The sequence below is a fragment of the Curtobacterium sp. MCLR17_031 genome (assembly GCF_003234775.2).
Taxonomy (GTDB): Bacteria; Actinomycetota; Actinomycetes; order Actinomycetales; family Microbacteriaceae; genus Curtobacterium; species Curtobacterium flaccumfaciens.
The window spans coordinates 330,851-353,274 of sequence record NZ_CP126270.1; the positions used below are offsets into that span (position 1 = coordinate 330,851).

Here is a 22,424-nt window from a genome sequence, read left to right on the forward strand (position 1 = left end):
ACCGTCAAGTAATCAGCATGCTGACGATCGGTGTACGCTCACCGACGTGTCCCGCTTCCTCCGCATCGTCCTCCCCGCGCTCGTCATCGTGGTCTGGCTCGGCATCGCCTCGGTCGGCGGTCCCTTCTTCGGCAAGATCTCCGAGGTCTCCACCAACGACCAGACCTCGTTCCTGCCCGCCTCGGCCGACGCCACGAAGGTGCAGGAACGGTCCTCCGAGTTCCGCGACGAGTCGGGGGCGCCCGCGATCATCGTCCTCGAGCGCGACGGCGGCCTGACGTCGACCGACCTCGCCGACGCGAAGACACTCGCCACGACGCTGTCCGACCGCGACGACGTCGATGCCGTCAGCCCGGTGATCCCGAGCGAGGACGGCGACGCGGTCGAGATCGTCGCCACGCTCACGCAGGACGCCGAGACCGGAGATGCGGTCGAGGCCATCCGGGCCGACGTCGACGACGCACTGCCGTCCGGTGTCAGCGGCTACGTCACCGGTCCCGCCGGGTTCACCGCGGACCTGACCGAGGCCTTCGCCGGCATCGACGGGCTGCTGCTCGGGGTGGCGCTCGCCGCGGTGTTCGTGATCCTGATCATCGTCTACCGATCACCCCTGCTGCCCGTCCTCGTGCTCGGGACCGCCACGTTCGCCCTGTGCGCCTCGATCCTCGTGGTCTGGTGGCTCGCCAAGGCCGACATCGTGACGGTCAACGGGCAGGTGCAGGGCATCCTGTCGATCCTGGTGATCGGCGCGGCGACGGACTACGCGCTCCTGTACACCTCGCGCTTCCGGGAGGCGCTGCGCGACCACCGCACCGGCTGGGACGCGACGAAGGCCGCCCTGCGGGGGAGCCTCGAGCCGATCCTGGCCTCGGGCGGCACGGTGATCGTCGGGGTGCTCTGCCTGCTGCTCTCCGACCTCAACTCGAACAAGGCGCTCGGCCCCGTCGCGGCCATCGGCATCGCGTTCAGCCTGCTCGCCGCCCTGACACTCCTGCCCGCGCTGCTGCTCGCGTTCCGCCGCGCGGCGTTCTGGCCGCTGCGCCCCGCGTTCGGCAGCGCCCACCCCGTGCTCACCGGTCCGGACGCCCGCGGTATCTGGGCGCGCGTCGGCCGGCTCGTCGCCCGGCGGTCGCGGGTGGTGTGGATCGTCTGCACCGTCGGCCTGCTCGCGATGGGTGCCGGCCTGTTCGGACTCAAGGCGGACGGGGTGCCGCAGAGCGACCTGATCATCGGGTCGTCGCAGGCCCGTGACGGACAGGACGTGCTGGCCGACCACTTCCCGGGCGGCTCCGGCAGCCCCGCGCAGGTCATCGGCGCGGAGCGCGACCTCGACCAGCTCGTCGACGCGATCACCGCGGTGGACGGGGTCGACGGTGTCGTCGCCGCGGCGAAGGACAGCCCCGCCGGGACCGTCCCGGTGACCGGGGACGCCGCCGGCAGCGGCACGCCGACCGTCTCCCGCGGTGACGTCCTGCTCGAGGCGACGCTGTCCGATGCCGCCGACTCGGACGCCGCCGAGCAGACCGTCCGCGACCTCCGCACCGCCGTCGAACGGGTCGACCCGGGAGCGATCGTCGGTGGCGTCACTGCGACAGCGGTCGACACGAACGACACCGGCATCCGTGACCGCACGCTGATCATCCCCGTGGTGCTCGTCGTGATCCTGCTGATCCTGATGCTCCTGCTCCGCAGCATCGTCGCGCCGCTCGTGCTGATCGGCAGCGTGATCGTGTCCTTCGCGGCGGCCCTCGGTGTCGGAGCGCTCGTCTTCGACCACGTGTTCCACTTCCCGGGCGCGGACCCGAGCGTGCCGCTGTACTCGTTCGTGTTCCTGGTGGCACTCGGCGTCGACTACAACATCTTCCTCATGACACGAGTGCGCGAGGAGGCGCTGCGGCGCGGTCCACGCGAGGGCGTCCTGCGCGGACTCGGCGTGACCGGCGGGGTGATCACCTCGGCGGGCGTCGTGCTCGCCGCCACGTTCGCCGCCCTCGGCGTGATCCCGATCCTGTTCCTCGTGCAGATCGCGTTCGTCGTCGCGTTCGGCGTCCTGCTCGACACGATCGTGGTCCGCTCGCTGCTCGTCCCGGCGCTGGCCTACGACCTCGGGCACCGCGCCTGGTGGCCGTCGCGCCTCTCGCGCACGAACCCTGACATGTGACACGCTGGGTCCATGCCAGTTCCCTCCACGCAGCCCGCTGCCGAGCGCAAGCTCCTCCGTGACACGGTGCAGGACAAGATCCGCGACGCCATCATGGACGGCACGCTCGAGCCCGGGGAACGGCTCAACGACGACGACCTGATCGCCTGGCTCGGTGTGTCCCGGACGCCGATCCGCGAAGCCCTCGCCGAGCTCGCCCGGGCTGGCCTCATCGAGATGGCGCCGAACCGCTACACCCGGGTTGCGGCCCCGACGAAGGGGGAACTCCTCGACGCGTACCGCACCCTCGGCGTGATCTACGGCGGCGTCGTGCGGCTCGCGGTGCCCCGGTTCACGGACGCGCAGCGCAAGAAGATCGTGAAGATGCTCGACGACGTGCACGCGCGGGTGAGCGCCGACGAGCAGGACCAGGTGGCGCGCGACGGAGCCGGCATCTACGCCATGTGGGCGGATGCGTGCGGCAACCCGTCGCTCGTGCAGCTCTGCAACTCGACGACGGACGGGCTCTCGTTCAAGCTCCGCGTGCCGGAGCTCGCCGAGCTCCTGCCGGCCGACGTGATCCTGCCCGAGCTGACGAAGCTCAAGGACGCCGTCGTCGCGAAGGACCCCATCGCTGCCGAACTCGCCATGGAGGCGATCCACCTGCTCCCGTCGCGCGACTAGCGCGCCGAGCGCGACCATGAGACGGACTGGAGGCCCGTGGCGACCCCGCCACGGGCCTCCAGTCCGTCACGGGGTGACGGCGAGTACGGGGTGACCTTCCAGGCGCATCCCATGTCCGTTCCCCGCGTGGCGGTTATGGTTTCCCGGTGAGCAACGAACCCGAGCAGACGACCGAGCCCGCACACCGCGGTGCTGCGACGCCGCGCCACGGGCGCCAGAAGCGACGCGCAGGCGTCGTGTTCCCGGCCGTCGCGGGGGTGCTCACGATGGCCCTCCTGCTGGGCGTCGGGTACGCGGGGTACGCGTACAACCAGCTGTCCGACGGCGTCACGATCGTCAACGCGATCACCGGCAAGAAGGACACGAAGGACGACGTCGACGGCAAGGCGCAGAACATCCTGCTCGTCGGCGACGACCACCGGCCGGAGAACGCCACCCCCGAGCAGATGGCGGAACTCAGCACGACGTCGGACGGTGGTGCGACGAACACCGACACGATGATCGTGCTGCACATCAACGCTGACGGCAGCCAGGCGACGATGATCTCGTTCCCCCGTGACTCGTACGTCGACATCCCGGACGTCGGCAAGGGCAAGCTCAACAGCGCCTTCTACTACGGCACGCTCAACGGCGGTGGCGACACCGGCGGTGCGAAGATGCTCATCAAGACGATCGAGAACCTGAGCGGCCTGCAGATCGACCACTACGTCCGCGTCTCGCTGCTCGGCTTCTACCAGGTCGTCAAGGAACTCGGCCCGGTGCAGGTCTGCCTCAACCAGGCGACCAGCGACCCGTACTCCGGCGTCGACCTGCCGGCGGGCAAGTCCTCGCTCAACGCGAAGGAGGCGCTGTCCTTCGTGCGACAGCGCCACGGCCTGCCGAACGGCGACCTCGACCGCAACGTCCGCCAGCAGTACTTCCTGTCGCAGGAGGCCCGGAAGGTCACTTCGGCGGGGACGCTGCTCAACCCGGTGAAGATGGGGAACATCCTCAAGGCCGTCGGCGGATCGATCCAGACCGACACCGACCTCATCGACCTGGCGTCACAGATGCGCAACCTGCGGCCCGGCAACATCCAGTCCGCCACCATCCCGACGCTCGGCACGCCGACGATCTACGTGAACGGGTCCGCCCTGTCGATCGTCGAGGTCGACACCGTCGGCCTGCCCGCGTTCGTGCAGGGCCTGGTCGGCGAACCCGAGGCGTACACGAAGGCCGGCCGCGCACAGCCGGCGAACACCTCGGTCACGGTGCTGAACGGCAGCGGGGTCGAGGGCGCCGCGACGGCTGCGGGGCAGGTCCTGACCGCCCGCGGCTTCCAGGTTGCCCCGGCCGGCTCGTCCGCGACGACGAAGACCACCCAGGTGCAGTACCCCGCCGGTCAGGAGTCGCAGGCGAAGGCCATCGCATCCGTGGTGCCCGGTGCCGTCGCCGTCCGCACCAGTGCGGTCACCGGTGTCACGCTCGTGCTCGGCACCGACGGCAAGACCGCGAAGCCGGTCGCGACCGAGCCGAGCGCCGGGGCCTCGACGCCGTCGACCGGCGGTTCGAGCACCGGTTCGAAGCCGACGAAGAAGCCCGCGAAGGAGCCGACGGCCAAGTCGACCGACGTGCACAACTACGGCACCGAGGGCACCTGCATCAACTGATGGGAACCCGCCGGGCAACCGGTCGGTAGGTTCACGGTGTGACCAGCGCCGCACGCCCGATCGCCCTGATGACCTACAACATCAAGAACCCGGACCCCGCGCACGACTGGCCGGCCCGCCTGCCGGTCGTGCTCGACCTGATCCGCCGGCACGACCCCGACCTGCTGTGCGTGCAGGAGGCCTTCGCGCACCAGATGGACGACCTGCGTGCCGGCCTGCCGGACCACGCCGACGTCGGACAGGGGCGCGAGGGCGGTGACGCCGGCGAACACGCGTCCGTCTTCTACCGCCGCGACCGGTTCCGGCCGTCCGACGAGGGGTCGTTCTGGCTGTCGGACACCCCGGACGAACCCGTCTCGAACACCTGGGGCAGCCTGTACCCGCGGATCGCGAACCACGCCCGGTTCCTCGACGCCGAGGGGCCCGCGTTCACGCTGCTGACCACGCACCTGGACCACGAGCCCGGCCCGCACGGCGACGAGGTCCGCGGCCGGAGTGCCGCGCTCATCGCCGAACGACTGGCGGGCACCACCGGCCCGGTCGTGTTCGCGGGGGACTGCAACGAACCCGCGGGCAGCGGGACGGCCTCGCGGGTGTTCGCCGAGGCCGGGTTCACCGACGCCTGGCTCGCCGCGGGGGACCCCGCCGACCGCACCGCCACGTTCAACGACTGGCAGCCGCCGGTCGACTCGGGCGAGCGGATCGACTGGGTGCTCACCCGCGACGTCAGCGCCGTGGACCGCGTCGTGATCGACCACGACGGCCCCGAGACCTGGTTCGCCAGCGACCACTTCCCGGTGATCGCGACACTGCGGGTCTGACGTCCCGGACAGGCCAGGAGCTGTCAGCAGCTCCGCGCTCTGCTTGCTGTCAGCAGCTGCGCTGCGCGTGGACGGGCATCGGTGAACCGAGCACCGTGACGGTCGTCTCGTTCGTCAGGGCGGAGACGCCGTTCGTGCCGGCGTCGTCGGAGTGCTCGCTCGACTCGTCGTCGTCGTCATCGTCGTGCCGGTCGGCCCAGCCCTCGCGGAGCAGGAGCTGCCAGGCACGTGAGTCGTCCGAGCCGTAGGACACCCGCTCCGAACCGGGAGCGTCGGCGATCTCGTCCGCGATGTCGTCGCCCACCCGGACACCGCCGGGGCCGGTCAGCTCGATCTGCCGGCCGAGCACGCTGCGGACCGAGTCGCGCAGCACCCGGATCTCGACGGCGTTGCCGGCCGCCGCGTCGGTCGTCAGGGCTGCGACGCGGATGGCGCCGCCCCAGGTGTAGGTGGTGCCCGCGGGGAAGCACGCCCCACCGTCGCCCTCGGCCGTCTGCGTGCGGGACGGTGTGCCGAGCAGACGGTTCAGGACGCTCACGGTCAGACCGGAGTCGCGCATCGAGGACTCGACCACGGTGTCGTCGCCGTCCCGGAGCACCAGGGCCTCGGCGTCGAGCTCGATCGAGTCCACCCGTCGGAGTTCCGCCTTCGTCACGTGCACCGGAGCGGCGTCGTGCGAGGTCTCGGCGGCCACGGCCACGTCTGCCCCGAGCCCGGCGGTGCCGTCGAACGCGAGCGCACCGGCCGAGAAGGCCAGCACGGCGGCGCCGAGCGCCAGCAGGGTCCGAGGAGTCACCGTTCGACGGTAGGGCCTCGATCGGAACAGAACGACAGGTGTTACCGAATCGGAGCCTGCCCGTCACCGGACCGTGACAAACGAGGATCACGCAGCTGCGGCCCTGGAGCGGTGCGGCCGACGGGCGCAGGCCGCTCCGCGCAACGGGGGACAGCCTCCTGGACGGCCCGCAGCGACCCCCTGCGTACCGTCGGCGGCATGACGGACCAGCAGAACGACCAGACCGGGCCTGACCAGTACGTGATGCAGGACCCCACGAAGATGTACGCCGACAAGAAGCCCGACGAGCAGTACCTCGAGGGTGCCGGCACCGACGCGGAGATGGCGCAGAACGTCCCCGCCGACCACGGTGAGGACACCTACCGCGGTTCGGGTCGTCTGACCGGCCGCAAGGCGCTCGTGACCGGTGGCGACTCCGGCATCGGCGCCGCCGTGGCCATCGCCTACGCCCGCGAGGGTGCGGACGTCGCGATCTCGTACCTGCCCGAGGAGCAGGAGGACGCCGACCGCATCGTCGGGCTCATCGAGGCCGCCGGACGCAAGGCCGTCGCGCTGCCTGGCGACATCACCTCGCTCCAGGTCTGCGAGCAGCTCGTGGCCGACGCGGTCGAGCAGCTCGGTGGCCTCGACATCCTGGTGAACAACGCCGGCAAGCAGCAGAACGTCGACGACATCACCAAGATCTCCGACGAGGAGTTCGACGAGACCTTCAAGACCAACGCGTACGCGACGTTCCGGATCACGAAGGCCGCCGTGCCGCACCTGCAGCCCGGCTCCACGATCATCAACACGACGTCGATCCAGGCGTACGCCCCGTCGCCGCACCTGGTGCACTACGCGGCCACGAAGGCGACCGTGAACAACATGGCGAAGGGCCTGGCCGCGCAGCTCGCGCCGAAGGGGATCCGCGTCAACGCGGTCGCTCCGGGCCCGATCTGGACGCCGCTGCAGCCGGCCGGCGGTCAGCCGCCGGAGGCGCTGCCGAGCGCGGGCGAGCAGACCTACCTGGGCCGCTGGGGCCAGCCGGCCGAGCTCGCGCCGGCCTACGTGTTCCTGGCGAGCGGTGAGTCGTCGTACGTCGTGGGCGAGACGCTGCACGTCGACGGTGGGATGCCGACGCCGTAGGGCGCTGTTCCTGACGGGGCTCTGACGGGAGGCGCGGTGCCGGTGGGTACCGCGCCTCCCGTCGTCCGTGTGGTCGGGTCCAGGGCGCCTGGTCGCGTCAGCAGCTGACGGAGCGCGCCATCCGCTCGAGGAGCTCGCGCGCCGACATCGCGGCGGCCAGCTCGACCTCGACGGGGTTGATGCCGATCGCCTGCTCGAACGCGCGACGGCGGGCCTGGTCGGCGATCGGCACCTCGGGGCGCTGGGGCAGCACGGCGATGGCCCGGGCCGCCGCCTCGAACGCACCGGCGGGCCGTCCGAGCTGCTCCCACATGGCCCGGACGTCGTGCGCCACCTGCTCGGGGTCGCCGCCGAACTCGAAGCCGGTCGAGGCCATGGTCGCGAGTCCCTGGGCAGTGGGGTCGTTCGGGGTCATGCCCGCATGGTCGCACGGACGGCCGCGAACCGGCTCGACGTCGGGGTCTGTCCCCCCTTGTGCCGACACCCGTACCGGGGATTCTGGTGTCCCCCGTTCTGCGTTTGGATGGACGTGCCCCGGACCCGGGGTGACACGGACAGGACGTCCGGGGACGACGGAGGGCACGATGCTCGAACACACCAGCGCCGACACGCAGGCCGCGGCGGCCGCGGCGGCCACGCTGCACCTGCGGATCACGATCGTGGGTGCCACCGTCGACCTGCTCCGGGACGTCCCCTTCCACGAAGCCCGCCCCCTGCAGGTCGCCGAGCGGATGGGCATCAGCGTCGCCGAGCTGGAGCAGCACTTCCCGTCGTGGGACGGCCTGGTCCTCGCCGCACTGGACCGCTGGAACGGTGCCCGGATGGACGAGGTCACGCACGAGGTCGGTGACGGCTCGACCGTGGACCTGCTCCGCGCCATCGTCGCCTCGAACGCCGAGGACCCGGCCCTGATGCGCCTGCTCGTCGCCCTGCTGTCCGTCGCGGGCAACCCGGCGCACCCGATGGCGACCTACCTGCGGTCGCGGTACCAGCTCTTCTTCGCGCAGATCAAGCGCGGCCTGGAGCACGACGTCGCGATCGGCCGTGCCCCGCACACGATGGACCCCCGCCGCGGTGCCGAGCAGCTCATCGCCCTGTACGAGGGGCTGCAGCTCCAGGCCCTGCTGCGCGCCGAGCTCGACCTGGTTGCGGCGTTCGACCGCGCGGTCGCCCGGCTCGAGCGCGGCTGGATGGAGCGGTACGAGCCGCAGGCCGCCCGCCGTCTGGCGATGTGGGACGACGACGACTCGGGCAGCTGGGAGATCTGACCGGCGGTTCGTCCGCGGAGCGCGTTCCCCGCGCCGTCGTGCAGCGCCCCGCGGGTACTCCGGGAGTCGCAACCGACGGAAGGAACCGACATGGCAGCACCGAACCCCATCCAGGTCCAGAAGTACCTGAGCGGCATCGACTACCCGGCGTCGAAGGACGACGTGGTCTCGACGGCCGAGCAGGAGGGCGCCCCGGACGACGTCCTCGAGGCGCTCCGCGCGATCCCGGACGGCGAGTACGACGCCCCGACCGCGGTGTCGAGCGCGGTGTCCGACGCCGGCTGAGCGCGGTACGCCCACTTGGTGAGCAGAAGAGGTCGGGTGCGTGCGTCGCACCCGACCTCTTCTGCTCACGAAGCCCCTTACGGAGCGCCGGCCGAGCCGCTCACGAAGTGCCGCCCGAGCGCGACCCGCGGGGCACCGAACCGTCGCCGGGGTCGTAGCCGGTGTCACGGATGACACGCAGCGCCGTGGTGTCGTTATGGACCGAGTGCACGACGACCCGACGCGTCCGGCGGAGCGCTCGACGGGCACCGGGCGTTGCGAAGAGCCCACCGAGCACCAGGCCCGCGCCGATCCCGAGTGCCACGGACACCGCTGCCACGAAGTCGAGCGCGGCGCTCGACGACCCGGACATGAAGTTCAGCAGGGCGTTCGACACGGCGACACCGGGCAGCAGCGCCCCGCAGAACGCCGGCACCGCGATCGCCGCCACGGCCGTGCGCATCCGGACGGCTGCGTAGGTCGAGAGCACCCCGAGCAGCACCGCCGCCAGGAACGTCGCCCCGAGGAGCGGCAGCCCGGCCTGCCGCAGTGCCCAGAGCGCGGCACCGGCGGCGACCGAGAACACCACGGCGACCGGGATCACGCGGGCGCTCGCCTGCTGCACGAAGCAGTTCGCGCCCGCCGACACCACGGTCAGCGACAGCGACGCCCAGAGCGGCAGGGTCTGCGTCACGATGCCGGACGGGTCGACCTCGATCCGCAGCCAGTGCGTTATCGCGATCCCGGCCGGCACCCCGACCACGATCGCGGCGATGACCAGCCCGATGTAGAACGCCCGGGCCACGGCCATCGCCCGGAACCCCGAGATGGCGTCCTGCGCCCAGGTCACCAGGGACGGGTGCGGCAGCAGGAGCACCACGAGTGCCGCGACCATCGTCGCCGCACCGTTCGCGTTCAGCACGCCGGCCCAGATGGCCAGCGTGCCGATCGCCGACGCCACCGCGCCCTGCGCCCCGGACACGAAGAACTGCGGGTACCCCCGGTCGGTCAGCCAGCGCCCGGAGACGATGATCCCGAGCATCAGCACGAACGCTCCGAGTCCCGCACGCCATCCGCCGCCGGCCTGCACGGCGATCGAGATGCCGAGGATCGACAGGCCGACGTCGGACAGCCACATCGGCCACCGCGGCGGGAGTCGCAGGACGGCGACCAGGGCGCTCACCGCCGAGGTCATGTCGCGGTCGTCGTGGATCAGGTCGTCGACGATCTGGTTCGCACGCGCGAGCTTGTCGAGGTCGGAGCCGTCCGACCGCACGGTGCGGACCTTGACGAGCGGCGGGACGTCGGCCGGGGCGTACTGGATGGTCACCGAGCTGCCGGAGAAGTCGAGGTCGAGCGGCGCGAGGTTCCACTTCGTCGAGACCGCGACGACGGCCGTCTCGACGCTGCGGGTGTCGGCACCGGAGGCGAGCATGACCTCGGCCAGGTCGAGGCAGAAGTCGACGATCTGGGTCGCCGTGTACTGGTCGCGCCCCTTGGCGTCGGGCTCGACGTGCTCGTAGATCGTCCCGCGCAGGCGGGCCCGTGCGTCGCGCAGGTCGTGCTGCGCGAGGCTGCGGCGTCGTGGCCGGGGCGGGCGGCCCGGCTTGTGCGGGCCCGGGGGGTGCTGCTCGGCCATCACGCCATGGTGCCAGTCGACGGCGGCCGAGTCCGGACGTCCGCTGGACGCCTTCGGATCAGCCCCGGCGGCGCGTGCTCAGACGACCGAGGGCGAACGCCGCGACGACCGCGCCCGCCAGCACGAGGACCGGTCCCACCGTCGCTTGCCATGGGTGGCTCCCCGCGACGAACGCGTAGTCGGACAGCGGGGCGACGGCGGCGAAGCCGAACGTGAACGTCGGGGCCGTCAGCACGAACACGATCCCGACCACGACGGCCAGCAGGCCGAGCCAGAGGGCGACGAGGGTCGGGGTGGCGAGGAAGCGGGGCACGGCACCCAGCGTAGGTGGACGACGGACGGGAGGCCCGTGGCGGGGTCGCCACGGGCCTCCCGTCCGTCACGTGGTGACGGTTCCTGCTTCGCGCGCCTACTGCGCTGCGTTCGCTACTGCTCGAAGGTCGCGTGCAGCGTGATCTCGACGCCGGTCAGCGCCTTGCTGACGGGGCAGGTCGCCTTGGCGTCCTCGGCGGCCTTGAGGAAGGCGGCCTCGTCGATGCCGGAGACCTCGCCGCTGACGGTCAGGACGATGCCGGTGAGGCGGAAGCCGCCGGCCGGGTCCGGGCCGAGCGAGACGTCGGCCTTGACGTCGAGGGCCTCGACCGTGCCGCCGGCCTCGCCGAGGACCGCGGAGAACTGCATGGCGTAGCAGGCCGAGTGTGCGGCGGCGATGAGCTCCTCGGGGCTCGTGGTGCCCCCGGCGTCCTCGGCGGTGCGCTTCGGGAACGAGACGTCGTACGTGCCGACCTTCGAGCTCGAGAGTTCGACCTGGCCGGAACCGTCCTCGAGGCCGCCGTTCCAGGCGGTGCGTGCGGTGCGAGTGGGCATGCCCGCTCCTTTCGTGTGGGGGAGCGGCCCCGAGCGGGACCGCCGCTCCTGAGTCAATCGGAGAACGACCGTTCTCGCAACGGGCTCACGGCGAAGACGCAGGTCTGCCCTACGATCTGGCACATGGGGGACAGCGACAAGACAGGCTTCCGCGAGTCCGTACTCGAGCAGGGGCCGGCCGACGTGACGAACCCGGTGGTCGCCTGGCTCCGGTTCTGGACGCAGGGGTGGCGGTTCCACGGGCGGGCGAGTCGCTCGGAGTTCTGGTGGGTGATCGCCCTCGAGCTCGCGCTGGTCGGCGTCGCGCTCTGGGTCGTCGGCGTGCACGGGACCGGAGGGCGATGGGAGATGTACGTCGACCCGTTCGGGGTCGTCCCGTCACCGCGGGTCTCGTTCCACCTGATCGACCGCGGGCAGGGGGCGTGGTTCGGCTGGGGCAGCGGTGGGCGGGACGTCTGGCCGGACGCGTGGGACCTGGTGCTGCTCGTCCCGACGATCCTGACCATCGTGCCCCGGTGGTCGCTGCTCGTGCGGCGACTGCACGACCGGGACCACAGCGGGCTGTGGATCCTGCTCCTCGTGTTCACCGGACCGCTCGGTGCGGTCGTGCTGGGTGTCATGGTGGCGCGGTCGTCGCGTCCCGGTGGGGCACGGTTCGACCGCGGACTGTTCGCGGGAGGGCGTGGCCCCGAGGCAACTGGACGACACATGTCGTCCTCGACGACAGGTGTAGCGTGAAGGGCGATCAAAGGAGAACCCCATGCGCGCCGTCGTGTTCGAGCAGTACCAGACCTTCCCGTCCCTGACCGAGGTCCCGAAGCCCGCACCCGGGCCGGGTGAGGTCCTGCTCAAGGTCGCCGGCGCCGGTGCCTGCCACTCGGACGTCGCCGTGTACCGGGAGTTCCAGCAGGGGCAGCCGGGAGCCCAGGCGCCCGCGTTCGTGCTCGGCCACGAGAACTCCGGTTGGGTCGAGGCCGTCGGCGACGGGGTCACCGGCTTCGCCGAGGGCGACGCCTACCTGGTCTACGGGCCGGTCGGCTGCGGGCACTGCTCGTACTGCTCGAAGGGGCAGGACACCTACTGCGAGAACGCCGCGACGAACCCGTACATGGGCATCGGCCTCGGGCGCGATGGTGGCATGGCGGAGTACGTGAGCGTTCCGGCACGCAACCTCGTGCCGCTCGGCGACGCCGACCCGGTCGCCGCCGCACCGCTGAGCGACGCCGCCCTCACGCCGTACCACGCGATCAAGAACTCCCTGCCGAACCTGGCTGGCGGCGGTCGCTTCGCGCTCGTCGTCGGCCTGGGCGGCCTCGGGCAGATCGCCGTGCAGATCCTCACGGCGCTCACCGGTGCCACGGTCATCGCGACCGACATGAAGCAGGACGCGATGGACCGCGCCGCCGCCCGGGGCGCGATCACCGTCCCCGGCGGCCCGGACCAGGCGGAGCGCATCCGCGAGATCACCGGCGGACGCGGCGTCGACGCGGCGTTCGACTTCGTCGGTGCCACCCCCACGATCAAGGTCGCGCAGGCCTCGATGGCGGTCGGCGGTCGGTTCACCGTCGTCGGGATCGCCGGCGGCACCACCGAGTGGAACTTCTTCGCGACGCCGTACGAGTCGACGATCACGAACACCTACTGGGGCACCATCGAGGACCTGCACGAGGTCGTCGCGATGTACCGCGCCGGGCAGATCGTCCCCGACGTCGAGCGCTACGCGCTGTCCGACGCGCTCGAGGCGTACCGGAAGCTCGAGGCCGGCGAGCTCTCGGGTCGCGCGGTGGTCGTCCCGACGCTCTGAACCGGGCGTGCCCGGTCGAATCGGGCGTACCTGGTCGAATCGGGCGTACCTGGTCGAATCGGGCGTACCTGGCCGGAAGTTTCGACCAGGTACGCCCGATTCCACTTGCCAGTGCGGGTGTTCTGGGAAGGAACGGGCGTCGGTCAGCGTCCCGCGGCGTAGCCCTGCGCGCCGCGGGGGTTCGCGGCAGCGCTGAGGATCCCCGTGTCCGGGTCGCGGGTGACGCACGACAGCCGGCCCAGGCTCCAGTCGCCGCCGCGGGTCACGACGTGTCCGCGGGCCTCGAGTGCCGCGATGACCTCGTCGCCCAGCCGGTCCTCGACGACCAGGCCCGCGGGCTCCCACGTGCGCGGCCAGAACGACCCCGGGAACGACGTGGTGTGCAGCGCCGGCGCGTCGATGGCCTGCTGCGGGGAGTAGCCGCCGACGATCCAGCGCAGCAGGAACAGCAGCTGCCACTGGTCCTGCTGGTCACCGCCGGGGGAACCGAGTGCGGCGACCGGCTGCCCGTCCCGGAGCACCAGGGTCGGGGTCAGCGTGGTGCGGGGGCGCTCGCCGGGGCTCAGGGTCGAGGCCGTGCCCGGTTCGAGCCACGTCATCTGCAGGCGGGTGCCGAGGCAGAACCCGAGCTCGGGGATCGTCGGCGACGACTGCAGCCACCCGCCGGACGGCGTCGCGCTGACGATGTTGCCCCAACGGTCCACGACGTCGATGTGGCACGTGTCGCCGCGGGTCTCGCCGTCGGGGGTGACGAACGGCTCGCCGCGGTCCTCGAGCGGAGCGGCGGGCGGAACCTCGGCGTCTGCTTCGGCGTCGCGGGCGACCTGCACGGTCGGTTCGCCCACCCCGACCGACCCGGCGGAGTCGTACGAGGTCCGGACCGGCGGCAGCGCGTGCTCGACCCCGGCGACCGTGCCGGGTCGGAGCTCTGCCGAGGCCCGCTCGCCGATCAGTGCGCGGCGCTCGTCGGCGTAGGCGTCGGAGAGCAGGACGTCCATCGGGACCTCGCCGTCGCCGTAGAACGCCTCGCGGTCGGCGAGGGCGAGCTTCTGCGCCTCGACGATCGTGTGCGCGCCGAGCTCGGTCGACGGGTCGAGCAGGGCGTCGTCGAGCGGTTCGAGCAGTCGCAGGGTCTGGAGCAGCGCTGGACCCTGGCCCCACGGTCCGGTCTTGGCGATCGTGCAGCCGCGGAACTCGGCGGTCGTCGCGGGTTCGTACGACGCCCGGAACGCCGCCAGGTCGGAGGCCCGGATGACCCCGGCGTGGTCGGTGCCCGACGCGTGCCGGTGCGGTTCGCGGACGAACCGGTCGATCGCCTCGGCGACGTGTCCCTCCGCCCACTCGGACCGGGCCGCATCGATGCGGCCGGTCCGGCTGCCGGCGCCGGCACCTGCCTCGACCAGCCGGTCGAGCACTGCGGCGAGTGCCTCGTTGCGCACCAGGTCCCCGGGGACCGGCACCGTGCCTCCCGGCAGCCACTGCGTGGCGGAGGTGGGCCAGTGCTGCTCGAACAGGCCGCGCACGGCGGTGATCGTCCGGACCACCGCAGGTGCGACCGGGTGGCCGTCACGGGCGTACCCGATCGCGGGGGCGAGCACGTCGGCCAGCTCCCAGGTGCCATGGTCGCGGAGCAGGAGCAGCCAGGCGTCGACGGCGCCGGGGACGGTCGCGGCCAGCGCGCCGGAGCCGGGGACCAGGTCGAGGCCCTCGGCGCGGTAGTGCTCCGGGGTCGCGCCCTCGGGGGCGGGGCCCTGACCGACCAGCACCGTCGGCACGGGGTTCGCGGCGGTCGCGAAGACCGCCGTCAGGTCGCCCCCGGGGCCGTTCAGGTGGGGCTCCACGACCTGCAGGACGAAGGCACCGGCGACGGCCGCGTCGAAGGCGTTGCCGCCGCGCTCGAGCACCGACTGGGCGGTCGCCGTCGCGATCCAGTGCGTCGAGGCCGCCATCCCGAACGTGCCCTGCAGGTCCGGACGGGTGGTCTGCGCAGCGGGCGGGACGAAGGCGGGGTTCGGCGTCGACATGGTCCCATCCTGTCCCGCGGCGATCGGCTCCGCGCTGTACACCCCCCGTCCAAGGGGTTGTGCACCCCGCGCAGAAAAGCGAACATCGTTCGGCGACTCGTGCAGGGCGAGCGCCGAACGACCGCGCGCCCGCACGGTCGGTTCCAGGGCAGGGGATCCATGACCACCACTCCGTCGACCGTCGCACGTGCGCGCCGACTCCCACGCATCGCCGGCGCCGTGACGGCACTGGCCCTGGCGGCGGGGGCGCTCGTGGCGACAGCCGAACCGGCAGCGGCCTCTGCGGTCTGGGTCGGCTCGGCCCCGGCCGGCACCAAGATCCTGCCCGGCGACCAGGTCACGTCGCCGAACGGCCAGTTCAAGCTCATCATGCAGGGCGACGGCAACCTGGTCGAGTACGGCATCGGCAACCGCGTGCTGTGGGCGTCGAACACCGCCGGCAACTCCGGCGCGATCGCCGTGGTCGGCAAGAACCGCGCCCTCGACATCACGAAGAACGGCAAGCGTGTGGCCCGCTGGGCCTCGGCCGGCACCGTGAACTCGACCGCGCTGAAGGTGCGCGCCGACGGCACGATGGCGCTGCTCGCCGGCAAGACCGTCGTCGTGAGCTGGAACGGCTACCAGGACCGCGTCCCGTCGGGGAACACCATCCTGGGCGGCACCGTGCTGCGATCCGACACCTCGAACACCCGCATCCTCAACATGCGCACCGACGGCAACCTGGTGCAGAAGGTCAGCGGCCGCGTCGTCTGGCAGTCGCGCACCGGCGGACACCCGGGCGCCTGGGCCGAGCTGCAGGCCAAGGGCAACTTCGTCATCTGGACCCGTGACGCGTCGCGCAAGAAGGTCGCGCTCTGGAGTTCGCGCACCAGCACCGCCGGGTCGGGCAACCTGCTCGTCCAGGTCGACGGCAACGTCGTGCTCTACGGCGCGAAGGACACCCGGGTCTGGTCGAGCCGACCGGTCACCGGCCTGGCCTGGCCCGTCAACGGCACGAAGATCACCGGCCGGTACGGCGACGACCGCGGCGCCGGGCACGTCCCGCGCTACCACCAGGGCACCGACGCCCCGGTGCCGGTGGGGACGGCCGTGTACGGCTCCGGGACCGGGACGGTCACGAAGACCATCGCGAACGACGCGGCCTACGGCAACTACATCGTCGTGACGTACGGCATGACGGCGGTGCTGACAGCGCACCTCAGCAAGATCGAGGTGAAGCAGGGGCAGATCGTGAAGCTCGGCACCGAGATCGCGAAGTCCGGCAACACCGGGCAGTCGACGGGGCCGCACGTGCACGTCGAGACGCGGCGGAACGGCACCCTCGTCGACCCGCTGAAGAACATGCACTTCCGCTGAGGCGGGGGACGCGCGCGGAGCGGGCGGGGCGGGGTTCGGCGTTCGCTTCGTGAGCAGAAATGGTCGGGTCGCCTTCGGGCACCCGACCATTTCTGCACTCCAAGTGCGGGCCACCTCGCACGCACCTCGCACCGTGCGAGAGCACGCCCGCGGCGCGGATAGCCTGGGCGGGATGAGGAAGCGCGGCGGAACGGTGCTCGTGTTGGTGGCGATCGGGGTCCTGGCGGGCGTCCTGTCCGGGCTGTTCGGCGTCGGCGGCGGGGTCATCGTGGTGCCCGCGCTCATGGCCTTCGCGCAGATGGACCAGCGTCGGGCCTCGGCGACCTCGCTCGTGGCGATCGCCCCCGCGGCCGTCGTCGGCGCGGTCACCTACGCCGTGCAGGGCGAGGTGCACTGGCTCGCGGCCCTGACCCTGGCGGTCGGCAGCGTCATCGGCGCCCCGATCGGTGCCCGGTTGCTCCGTGCCCTGCCGCTCCGCGCGCTGCCGTGGATCTTCGTCGGGTTCATCGCCGTCGTGCTCGTGTCGCTGTTCACGACGGTGCCGACCCGCGGTGGCGAGGTGCACTTCGGGGTCGTCGAGGCGATCGTCCTGCTGCTGCTCGGGCTGCTGTCGGGCGTGTTGTCCGGGCTCGTCGGGGTCGGTGGCGGGGTCGTCATCGTGCCGGGGCTCGAGGTCGTGCTCGGCGCCGGGGACCTGCTGGCGAAGGGCACGTCGCTGCTCACGATGGTGCCGACGTCGGTGTCCGGGACGGTCGCGAACCTGCGGCGCCGTGCGGTCGACCTGCGGGTCGGGCTGACGGTCGGCATCACCGCCGCCGTGTGCTCTCCGGGTGGTGCCGTGCTGGCGCGCCTGGTGGACCCGCAGGTGGGCACCTGGCTGTTCGCGGCGTTCCTGGTGGGCGTCGCGGTCATCGTGCTCAGCCGCGGACGCCGGAGGGCACCACAGAACGACGCGAGCGACGGTGAGGTCGCGTGACGGGCCTCCAGGCAGGGCGCGACGCGGAGGCCGTGCTGGCGGCGTTCGCCCGCACCACCGGTGACGTCGCCGCGGCCCGCAGGGTCGCGCGGCAGTTCCACGACCTCGACGAGGGCGAACGTTCGGCGCTGCTCTGGAGCGAGGACGACGGCGCGAAGCTCGTCGCCGTCCTGCTCCTCGTGCAGGCGATGCGGGCGCACTCCGACCCGGAGCTCACCGACGAGTACCTGTCGGCGGCGAAGGCCGAGCGGTTCGAGGACCCGGTGCTCGTCGACCTGGCCGCCGAGGAACTCGTCGGCGCCCCGTTGCTGGGCGCTTCGACCGGTCCGCTCTTCGCGCTGGCGAAGTCCGACGTCGCGATGGTCCGGCGGATCGCGGTCGTGGCGACCCTGGCGTTCGTGAAGCAGGGCGACGCCGAGGTGCCCCTCGGGATCGCCGGCCGTCTGGTGCGGGAGCGCAGCGAGACGGTGCAGTCGGCGCTCGGGTTGGTCCTGCGCGAGACGGGGAAGCGGGCGTCCGAATCGGCGCTCGTGGCGTTCCTCGAGCAGAGCGGCCGGTTCCTCAGCCCGGCCGCCCGCCGGACGGCGACCGAGCACCTGCCGCTGGCGGAGCGCGACCGGCTGCGGGGCTGACGGCGCTCGCGGTCGCGCGGGGCGCGCTGCTCGCCCTGCCAACACCCGCCTGCGGCGACGGCCGGGAGGCCCGGTGCGGGTCCGCCCCGCTGCTGGCCCCCGGCGTGCACCGGCCCCACCGCCGTGCCGGGTCCGACGCCTATGCTGCGGGCATGCACACCGAGGTGCCCCGGATCGACGCCGGACTCGTCGAACGACTCGTCGCGGAGCAGTTCCCCGACTGGGCCGACCTGCCCGTGCGCGAGGTCGACCACCAGGGCTGGGACAACCGCACCTACCGGCTCGGGGACGCCCTGTCGGTGCGACTGCCGAGCGCAGCCGGCTACGTGCCCGCGGTCGAGAAGGAACAGGACGTCCTGCCGTACCTCGCCCGGCGGCTGGACGTCGCGGTCCCGGAGCCCGTGGCGCTCGGGGAACCGGGCCAGGGGTACCCGTTCCCGTGGTCGGTGCGGCGGTGGCTCGACGGGGTGCCCGCCGTGCAGGTCGACGACCTCGACCACGAGCGCTTCGCGGCCGAGGTCGGTGCCGTGCTCCGGCAGCTCCGGAGCGTCCCGGCGACGGGCGGCCCCACCGCCGGCGCGCACTCGTTCCACCGCGGGGAGCACCCGTCCGTGTACGACGCCGAGGTGCTGACGGCGCTCGACACGCTCGGCAGCGGCAGCGGCAGCGGCGGCGGCGGCAGCGGCAGCGGCAGGACCGGTGGTGCCGTCGTCGACCGCGGCGCCTGCGAACGGGTCTGGGCCGAGGCCCTCGCCAGCCGCTGGGACGGGCCGGCCGTCTGGTTCCACGGAGACGTCGCCCCGGGCAACCTGCTCGTCGACGACACCGGGCGGCTGTGCGCGGTGATCGACTTCGGCACGTGCGGCGTGGGGGACCCGGCGTGCGACCTCGTGCTCGCGTGGACGATGCTGGACGGCCCGGCGCGACGGGTGTTCCGGCAGGCGGTCGACCTGGACGACGACACGTGGGCGCGCGCGCGGGGCTGGGCGCTGTGGAAGGCGCTCATCATGCTCGCCGGCAGTGCCGGACCGGGCGGTCGCGACGAGCACGAGCGGGTCCTCGCAGCCGTCCTCGCCTGAGGTCGCGACCACCGCTGCCCACCCGCGCCGACGTGCGCGAGGGGGACGCGGGGCTGGGAGCGTCCACGGGGCGGGCGCGTACCGAGGAGGGGAACGCGAGTCGTGCCTCCAGGCAGGCTCGAAGCGACCACGAGAGGAACGCAACGTGCGCGCACTGACCTACCAGGGCACCGAGAAGGTGTCCGTCGAGACCGTCCCCGACCCGACCATCCAGGAGCCGACCGACGCGATCGTGCGGATCACCTCCACGGCGATCTGCGGCTCCGACCTGCACCTGTACCGCGTGCTCGGCCCGTACATCGACCGCGGCGACGTCCTCGGCCACGAGCCGATGGGCATCGTGGAAGAGGTCGGATCCGGCGTCACGAACCTGAAGGTCGGCGACCGGGTCGTCATCCCCTTCAACATCTCCTGCGGCCACTGCTGGATGTGCCAGCACGGCCTGCAGTCGCAGTGCGAGACCACCCAGGTGACCGAGTACGGCACCGGTGCCTCGCTGTTCGGCTACACGAAGATGTACGGCCAGGTCCCCGGTGGCCAGGCGGAGTACCTGCGCGTGCCGCACGCCGACTACGGCCCCATCGTCGTGCCGGACGACGGCACCCCCGACGACCGCTGGCTGTTCCTGAGCGACATCCTGCCGACCGCGTGGCAGGCCGTGCAGTACGCCCAGGTGCCCGAGGGCGGCACGCTCGCCGTGCTCGGTCTCGGTCCGGTCGGCCAGTTCGCCGCCCGCATCGGCAAGCACCTCGGCTACCGCGTGCTCGCCGTCGACCCCGAGCAGGTCCGCCGTGACCTCGGGGCGAAGCACGGTGCCGAGGTGTTCGACCTGACGAAGGACCTGGTGCCCGAACTCGTCGACCTGACCGACGGCCGTGGCCCCGACGGGGTCGTCGACGCCGTCGGCATGGAGGCCCACGGCAACCCGATGGCGGGCTTCGCCCAGCGCGCCGCCGGACTGCTGCCCGACAAGCTCGCGCAGAAGGCGATCGAGACCGCCGGCGTCGACCGCCTGGCGGCCGTGCACGCGGCCATCGACCTGGTCCGCCGCGGCGGTACCGTCTCGCTGAGCGGTGTCTACGGCGGCATGGCCGACCCGATGCCGATGATGACGCTGTTCGACAAGCAGATCACGATCCGCGAGGGCCAGTGCAACGTGAAGCGCTGGATCGACGACATCATGCCGCTCGTCTCCGACCCGTCGGACCCGCTCGGCACGCTCGACCTGACCACCCACCGCGTCTCGCTCGAGGATGCCCCGCACATGTACGAGGTCTTCCAGAAGAAGCAGGACGACTGCGTCAAGGTCGTGCTCGACCCCGCGATGGCCGCAGCCTGATGCGCATCGTCGTCGTCGGCGCGACCGGCAACGTGGGAACGGCGGTGCTCCGTCGGCTCGCGGCCGTGCGCGCCGACGGCGACGGTGACGCCGGCCGTGACGGCGCCGGCCGTGACGGCGCTGGCCGTGACGCCGCCGACGTCCAGATCGTCGGTGTCGCCCGGCGGCTGCCGGACCTGCGCGCGGAGCCGTACGCCGCCGCCGTCTGGCACGCCGTCGACGTCGGTGCCGCGGACGCCGTGGACCAGCTCGCCGCCGTGTTCCAGGGTGCCGACGCCGTCGTCCACCTGGCGTGGGCGCTCCAGCCGACGCACGACATCCCTGCGCAGCACCGCACGAACGTGACCGGGACGGCGAACGTCCTGGCGGCGGTCGCGCGGGCCGAGGTGCCCCAGGTCGTCGTCGCGTCCTCGGTCGGCGCCTACCGCGGGGTGGACGTCGACGGCAAGCGCGTCCCCGTGGACGAGAGCTGGCCGACGGACGGCATCCCGACGGCGACGTACTCGATCCACAAGGCCGCCAACGAGGCCGCGATGGACGCGTTCGAGGCCGACCACCCTTCCGTGACCGTCACCCGCCTGCGCCCGGGACTGATCTTCCAGCGGGACGCCGCCGCCGAGATCCGGGGGCTGTTCCTCGGACACCTCGTGCCGATGTCGATCGTGCGGTGGATCCGCTGGCTCGTGCTGCCGCTGCCGTACCCGTTCGTGTTCCAGGCCGTGCACGCCGACGACGTCGCCGACGCCTACTGGCGAGCGGTCGACCGACGGGCAGCCGGGGCGTTCAACATCGCGGCCTCGCCCGTGCTCAACCCGCCGCGACTGGCTCGGGCCTTCGGCATGCTCGGTGCCGTCCGGATCCCGCTGCGGCTGCTGCGCGGGATCGTGACGGTGACGTGGCGGCTGCGGTTGCAGCCGACGGACGCCGGGTGGATCGACATCGCCGCCGGCGTGCCGATCATGCGGACCGACCGTGCCCGGTCGGTGCTCGGATGGGAGGCCCGACACACCTCCGAAGAAGCGTTGCGTGCACTCGTGGCCGGGTTCGCGGACGGTGCGAACGTTCCGGGGTCGGGGCCGCTGCGCGGCTGAGCGGGCCGGGCTGGCCGGGGGTGGTGGCTGGGTTGGGCTGGATGGGGGTTGCGCTGGGTGGTGTGGGTTGCGCTGGCTGGTGGGGTTCGCGCTGCCTGGTCGAATCGGGCGTACCGGGTGATTTCGGGCGTACCGGGGCGAAAGTTCCGACCAGGTACGCCCGTTTCCACATTCCATCGCGGGCGTTCTGGGAAGGAACGCCGCTCGTGTTCGCCGTCTCGCGCTACGCTTCGCTCGTCGTTGTGAGAAGGGGGAGCGCGATGGTGCTCAGTTGGTCCGCGTTCAGCGAGCTCGAGGGGCCGGGGGAGTCGGGGATGCCCGACCTGTTCGACGGCTGGTTCGGCATCGCGTTCGGGGTCGTCGCCGCGTTGGCGATCCTCACGACCCTGACGATCGTCATCCTGTCGCTCTACCGCGGCAAGCGGATGGCCGACCGTGGTCAGAACCCGCTCACGATGCAGGAGGACATCGCGTACCAGGCGATGCAGAGCCGCACGTTCGCACCGGACAAGCCACTCGAACAGCGGCTCGCCGAACTCGACGACCTGCACGCCCGCGGCGTGATCTCCGACGAGGAGCACCGCAGCGCTCGAGCCGAAGCGCTGCGCGGACGATGATGGCCTCCGAAGAAGTGCAGAACCCCCTGATCCCGCCGGTCTACGACCTCGTCTGGACCCTGCTGATGGCGCTCATCGTCATCGCGGTCATCGTCGCCGTGTGCATCGCGGTCGTCCGCAGTCGGCGCCCGCACGGTGCCCGTCGGAGCTCGCCGGAACAGCGGCTCCTCGAACTCGACGAGCTGCACGCCCGCGGGGTCATCACCGACGACGAGCGCCGAGCCGCGCGGGCCGAGGCCCTGCGCGGCTAGCC

23 protein-coding genes are annotated in these 22,424 nt (G+C 72.1%); 17 read left to right on the forward strand and 6 right to left on the reverse strand.

Annotation, left to right across the window (positions count from 1 at the left end; all coding sequences use genetic code 11):
• Positions 1-46 precede the first annotated feature (46 nt).
• The 4 genes from DEI96_RS01700 to DEI96_RS01715 all read left to right on the forward strand — a co-directional run bounded on the left by DEI96_RS01700 (position 47) and on the right by DEI96_RS01715 (position 5,294).
• Complete coding sequence (locus tag DEI96_RS01700; RefSeq protein WP_111024582.1) at positions 47-2,161, forward strand: MMPL family transporter; 2,115 nt, start codon at positions 47-49, stop codon at positions 2,159-2,161.
• A 12-nt stretch (positions 2,162-2,173) separates the two neighbouring features.
• Entirely contained in the window at positions 2,174-2,824 is a 651-nt protein-coding gene (locus DEI96_RS01705; protein WP_111024583.1) for a GntR family transcriptional regulator, read from the forward strand.
• A 146-nt stretch (positions 2,825-2,970) separates the two neighbouring features.
• Positions 2,971-4,473 (forward strand): LCP family protein, encoded by a 1,503-nt coding sequence (locus tag DEI96_RS01710; protein ID WP_111024584.1) that lies wholly within the window; start codon positions 2,971-2,973, stop codon positions 4,471-4,473.
• 38 nt (positions 4,474-4,511) lie between these two features.
• Positions 4,512-5,294, forward strand: a complete 783-nt coding sequence (locus DEI96_RS01715) for an endonuclease/exonuclease/phosphatase family protein (protein ID WP_111024585.1) — start codon at positions 4,512-4,514, stop codon at positions 5,292-5,294.
• A 49-nt stretch (positions 5,295-5,343) separates the two neighbouring features.
• Here the strand turns inward: DEI96_RS01715 and DEI96_RS01720 are convergent, their stop codons facing one another.
• Positions 5,344-6,090 (reverse strand): hypothetical protein, encoded by a 747-nt coding sequence (locus DEI96_RS01720; protein ID WP_111024586.1) that lies wholly within the window; start codon positions 6,088-6,090, stop codon positions 5,344-5,346.
• Between the two features lie 198 nt (positions 6,091-6,288).
• Here DEI96_RS01720 and DEI96_RS01725 point away from each other — a divergent pair, with 198 nt between their 5' ends.
• The gene (locus tag DEI96_RS01725; RefSeq protein ID WP_111024587.1) at positions 6,289-7,215 is read left to right on the forward strand and encodes an SDR family oxidoreductase; all 927 of its coding nucleotides are present in this window, start codon (positions 6,289-6,291) and stop codon (positions 7,213-7,215) included.
• A gap of 97 nt (positions 7,216-7,312) precedes the next feature.
• On the opposite strand, the gene DEI96_RS01730 is transcribed toward DEI96_RS01725, so the two are convergent.
• The gene (locus DEI96_RS01730; protein WP_111024588.1) at positions 7,313-7,630 is read right to left on the reverse strand and encodes a hypothetical protein; all 318 of its coding nucleotides are present in this window, start codon (positions 7,628-7,630) and stop codon (positions 7,313-7,315) included.
• A gap of 169 nt (positions 7,631-7,799) precedes the next feature.
• Between DEI96_RS01730 and DEI96_RS01735 the strand changes: the two genes are divergently transcribed.
• Positions 7,800-8,483, forward strand: coding sequence for a TetR/AcrR family transcriptional regulator (locus tag DEI96_RS01735; RefSeq protein ID WP_111024589.1), 684 nt, complete (start codon positions 7,800-7,802; stop codon positions 8,481-8,483).
• Positions 8,484-8,573: 90 nt separating this feature from the next.
• A complete protein-coding gene (locus DEI96_RS01740) occupies positions 8,574-8,768 on the forward strand; it encodes a DUF2795 domain-containing protein (RefSeq protein ID WP_027467172.1) in 195 nt (64 codons plus the stop codon).
• A 100-nt stretch (positions 8,769-8,868) separates the two neighbouring features.
• On the opposite strand, the gene DEI96_RS01745 is transcribed toward DEI96_RS01740, so the two are convergent.
• From DEI96_RS01745 to DEI96_RS01755, 3 genes are all read right to left on the reverse strand, one after another.
• Positions 8,869-10,386, reverse strand: a complete 1,518-nt coding sequence (locus tag DEI96_RS01745; RefSeq protein ID WP_111024590.1) for a threonine/serine exporter family protein — start codon at positions 10,384-10,386, stop codon at positions 8,869-8,871.
• A 58-nt stretch (positions 10,387-10,444) separates the two neighbouring features.
• A complete protein-coding gene (locus DEI96_RS01750; RefSeq protein ID WP_111024591.1) occupies positions 10,445-10,699 on the reverse strand; it encodes a hypothetical protein in 255 nt (84 codons plus the stop codon).
• Positions 10,700-10,812: 113 nt separating this feature from the next.
• A complete protein-coding gene (locus DEI96_RS01755) occupies positions 10,813-11,253 on the reverse strand; it encodes an OsmC family peroxiredoxin (RefSeq protein ID WP_027467170.1) in 441 nt (146 codons plus the stop codon).
• Between the two features lie 123 nt (positions 11,254-11,376).
• Here DEI96_RS01755 and DEI96_RS01760 point away from each other — a divergent pair, with 123 nt between their 5' ends.
• The gene (locus DEI96_RS01760; protein WP_111024592.1) at positions 11,377-11,991 is read left to right on the forward strand and encodes a DUF805 domain-containing protein; all 615 of its coding nucleotides are present in this window, start codon (positions 11,377-11,379) and stop codon (positions 11,989-11,991) included.
• A gap of 22 nt (positions 11,992-12,013) precedes the next feature.
• Complete coding sequence (locus DEI96_RS01765) at positions 12,014-13,057, forward strand: NAD(P)-dependent alcohol dehydrogenase (RefSeq protein WP_111024593.1); 1,044 nt, start codon at positions 12,014-12,016, stop codon at positions 13,055-13,057.
• A gap of 143 nt (positions 13,058-13,200) precedes the next feature.
• Here DEI96_RS01765 and DEI96_RS01770 read toward each other — a convergent pair whose 3' ends face one another.
• A complete protein-coding gene (locus DEI96_RS01770; RefSeq protein ID WP_111024594.1) occupies positions 13,201-15,081 on the reverse strand; it encodes a gamma-glutamyltransferase family protein in 1,881 nt (626 codons plus the stop codon).
• Positions 15,082-15,240: 159 nt separating this feature from the next.
• Between DEI96_RS01770 and DEI96_RS01775 the strand changes: the two genes are divergently transcribed.
• From DEI96_RS01775 to DEI96_RS01810, 8 genes are all read left to right on the forward strand, one after another.
• Positions 15,241-16,437, forward strand: coding sequence for a peptidoglycan DD-metalloendopeptidase family protein (locus tag DEI96_RS01775; RefSeq protein WP_110865535.1), 1,197 nt, complete (start codon positions 15,241-15,243; stop codon positions 16,435-16,437).
• Between the two features lie 172 nt (positions 16,438-16,609).
• Positions 16,610-17,413, forward strand: coding sequence for a sulfite exporter TauE/SafE family protein (locus tag DEI96_RS01780; protein WP_111024595.1), 804 nt, complete (start codon positions 16,610-16,612; stop codon positions 17,411-17,413).
• On the forward strand, positions 17,410-18,045 hold the full coding sequence (locus tag DEI96_RS01785) for a DNA alkylation repair protein (protein ID WP_111024596.1): 636 nt from the start codon (positions 17,410-17,412) through the stop codon (positions 18,043-18,045). The genes DEI96_RS01780 and DEI96_RS01785 overlap by 4 nt, the downstream gene beginning before the upstream one ends.
• A gap of 152 nt (positions 18,046-18,197) precedes the next feature.
• Positions 18,198-19,124: an aminoglycoside phosphotransferase family protein gene (locus DEI96_RS01790; RefSeq protein ID WP_111024597.1), complete on the forward strand. Its 927-nt coding sequence runs from the start codon at positions 18,198-18,200 to the stop codon at positions 19,122-19,124.
• 145 nt (positions 19,125-19,269) lie between these two features.
• On the forward strand, positions 19,270-20,463 hold the full coding sequence (locus DEI96_RS01795) for a zinc-dependent alcohol dehydrogenase (RefSeq protein WP_071404842.1): 1,194 nt from the start codon (positions 19,270-19,272) through the stop codon (positions 20,461-20,463).
• Positions 20,463-21,554: an NAD-dependent epimerase/dehydratase family protein gene (locus tag DEI96_RS01800; protein WP_284183624.1), complete on the forward strand. Its 1,092-nt coding sequence runs from the start codon at positions 20,463-20,465 to the stop codon at positions 21,552-21,554. The genes DEI96_RS01795 and DEI96_RS01800 overlap by 1 nt, the downstream gene beginning before the upstream one ends.
• A gap of 260 nt (positions 21,555-21,814) precedes the next feature.
• Positions 21,815-22,171 carry an SHOCT domain-containing protein gene (locus tag DEI96_RS01805; RefSeq protein ID WP_111101232.1) on the forward strand — a complete coding sequence of 119 codons (357 nt, stop codon included), beginning with the start codon at positions 21,815-21,817 and terminating at the stop codon, positions 22,169-22,171.
• Positions 22,171-22,422, forward strand: coding sequence for a hypothetical protein (locus DEI96_RS01810; RefSeq protein WP_111024922.1), 252 nt, complete (start codon positions 22,171-22,173; stop codon positions 22,420-22,422). The genes DEI96_RS01805 and DEI96_RS01810 overlap by 1 nt, the downstream gene beginning before the upstream one ends.
• Positions 22,423-22,424 lie beyond the last annotated feature (2 nt).

Bases quoted from the DNA above. Each gene is read 5' to 3' on its own strand.
- DEI96_RS01705 (WP_111024583.1), top strand. From the start codon at position 2,174: ATGCCAGTTCCCTCCACGCAGCCCGCTGCCGAGCGCAAGCTCCTCCGT.
- DEI96_RS01725 (WP_111024587.1), top strand. From the start codon at position 6,289: ATGACGGACCAGCAGAACGACCAGACCGGGCCTGACCAGTACGTGATG.
- DEI96_RS01730 (WP_111024588.1), bottom strand. From the start codon at position 7,630: ATGACCCCGAACGACCCCACTGCCCAGGGACTCGCGACCATGGCCTCG.
- DEI96_RS01735 (WP_111024589.1), top strand. From the start codon at position 7,800: ATGCTCGAACACACCAGCGCCGACACGCAGGCCGCGGCGGCCGCGGCG.
- DEI96_RS01740 (WP_027467172.1), top strand. From the start codon at position 8,574: ATGGCAGCACCGAACCCCATCCAGGTCCAGAAGTACCTGAGCGGCATC.
- DEI96_RS01745 (WP_111024590.1), bottom strand. From the start codon at position 10,386: ATGGCCGAGCAGCACCCCCCGGGCCCGCACAAGCCGGGCCGCCCGCCC.
- DEI96_RS01755 (WP_027467170.1), bottom strand. From the start codon at position 11,253: ATGCCCACTCGCACCGCACGCACCGCCTGGAACGGCGGCCTCGAGGAC.
- DEI96_RS01760 (WP_111024592.1), top strand. From the start codon at position 11,377: ATGGGGGACAGCGACAAGACAGGCTTCCGCGAGTCCGTACTCGAGCAG.
- DEI96_RS01765 (WP_111024593.1), top strand. From the start codon at position 12,014: ATGCGCGCCGTCGTGTTCGAGCAGTACCAGACCTTCCCGTCCCTGACC.
- DEI96_RS01770 (WP_111024594.1), bottom strand. From the start codon at position 15,081: ATGTCGACGCCGAACCCCGCCTTCGTCCCGCCCGCTGCGCAGACCACC.
- DEI96_RS01775 (WP_110865535.1), top strand. From the start codon at position 15,241: ATGACCACCACTCCGTCGACCGTCGCACGTGCGCGCCGACTCCCACGC.
- DEI96_RS01780 (WP_111024595.1), top strand. From the start codon at position 16,610: ATGAGGAAGCGCGGCGGAACGGTGCTCGTGTTGGTGGCGATCGGGGTC.
- DEI96_RS01790 (WP_111024597.1), top strand. From the start codon at position 18,198: ATGCACACCGAGGTGCCCCGGATCGACGCCGGACTCGTCGAACGACTC.
- DEI96_RS01800 (WP_284183624.1), top strand. From the start codon at position 20,463: ATGCGCATCGTCGTCGTCGGCGCGACCGGCAACGTGGGAACGGCGGTG.
- DEI96_RS01805 (WP_111101232.1), top strand. From the start codon at position 21,815: ATGGTGCTCAGTTGGTCCGCGTTCAGCGAGCTCGAGGGGCCGGGGGAG.
- DEI96_RS01810 (WP_111024922.1), top strand. From the start codon at position 22,171: ATGGCCTCCGAAGAAGTGCAGAACCCCCTGATCCCGCCGGTCTACGAC.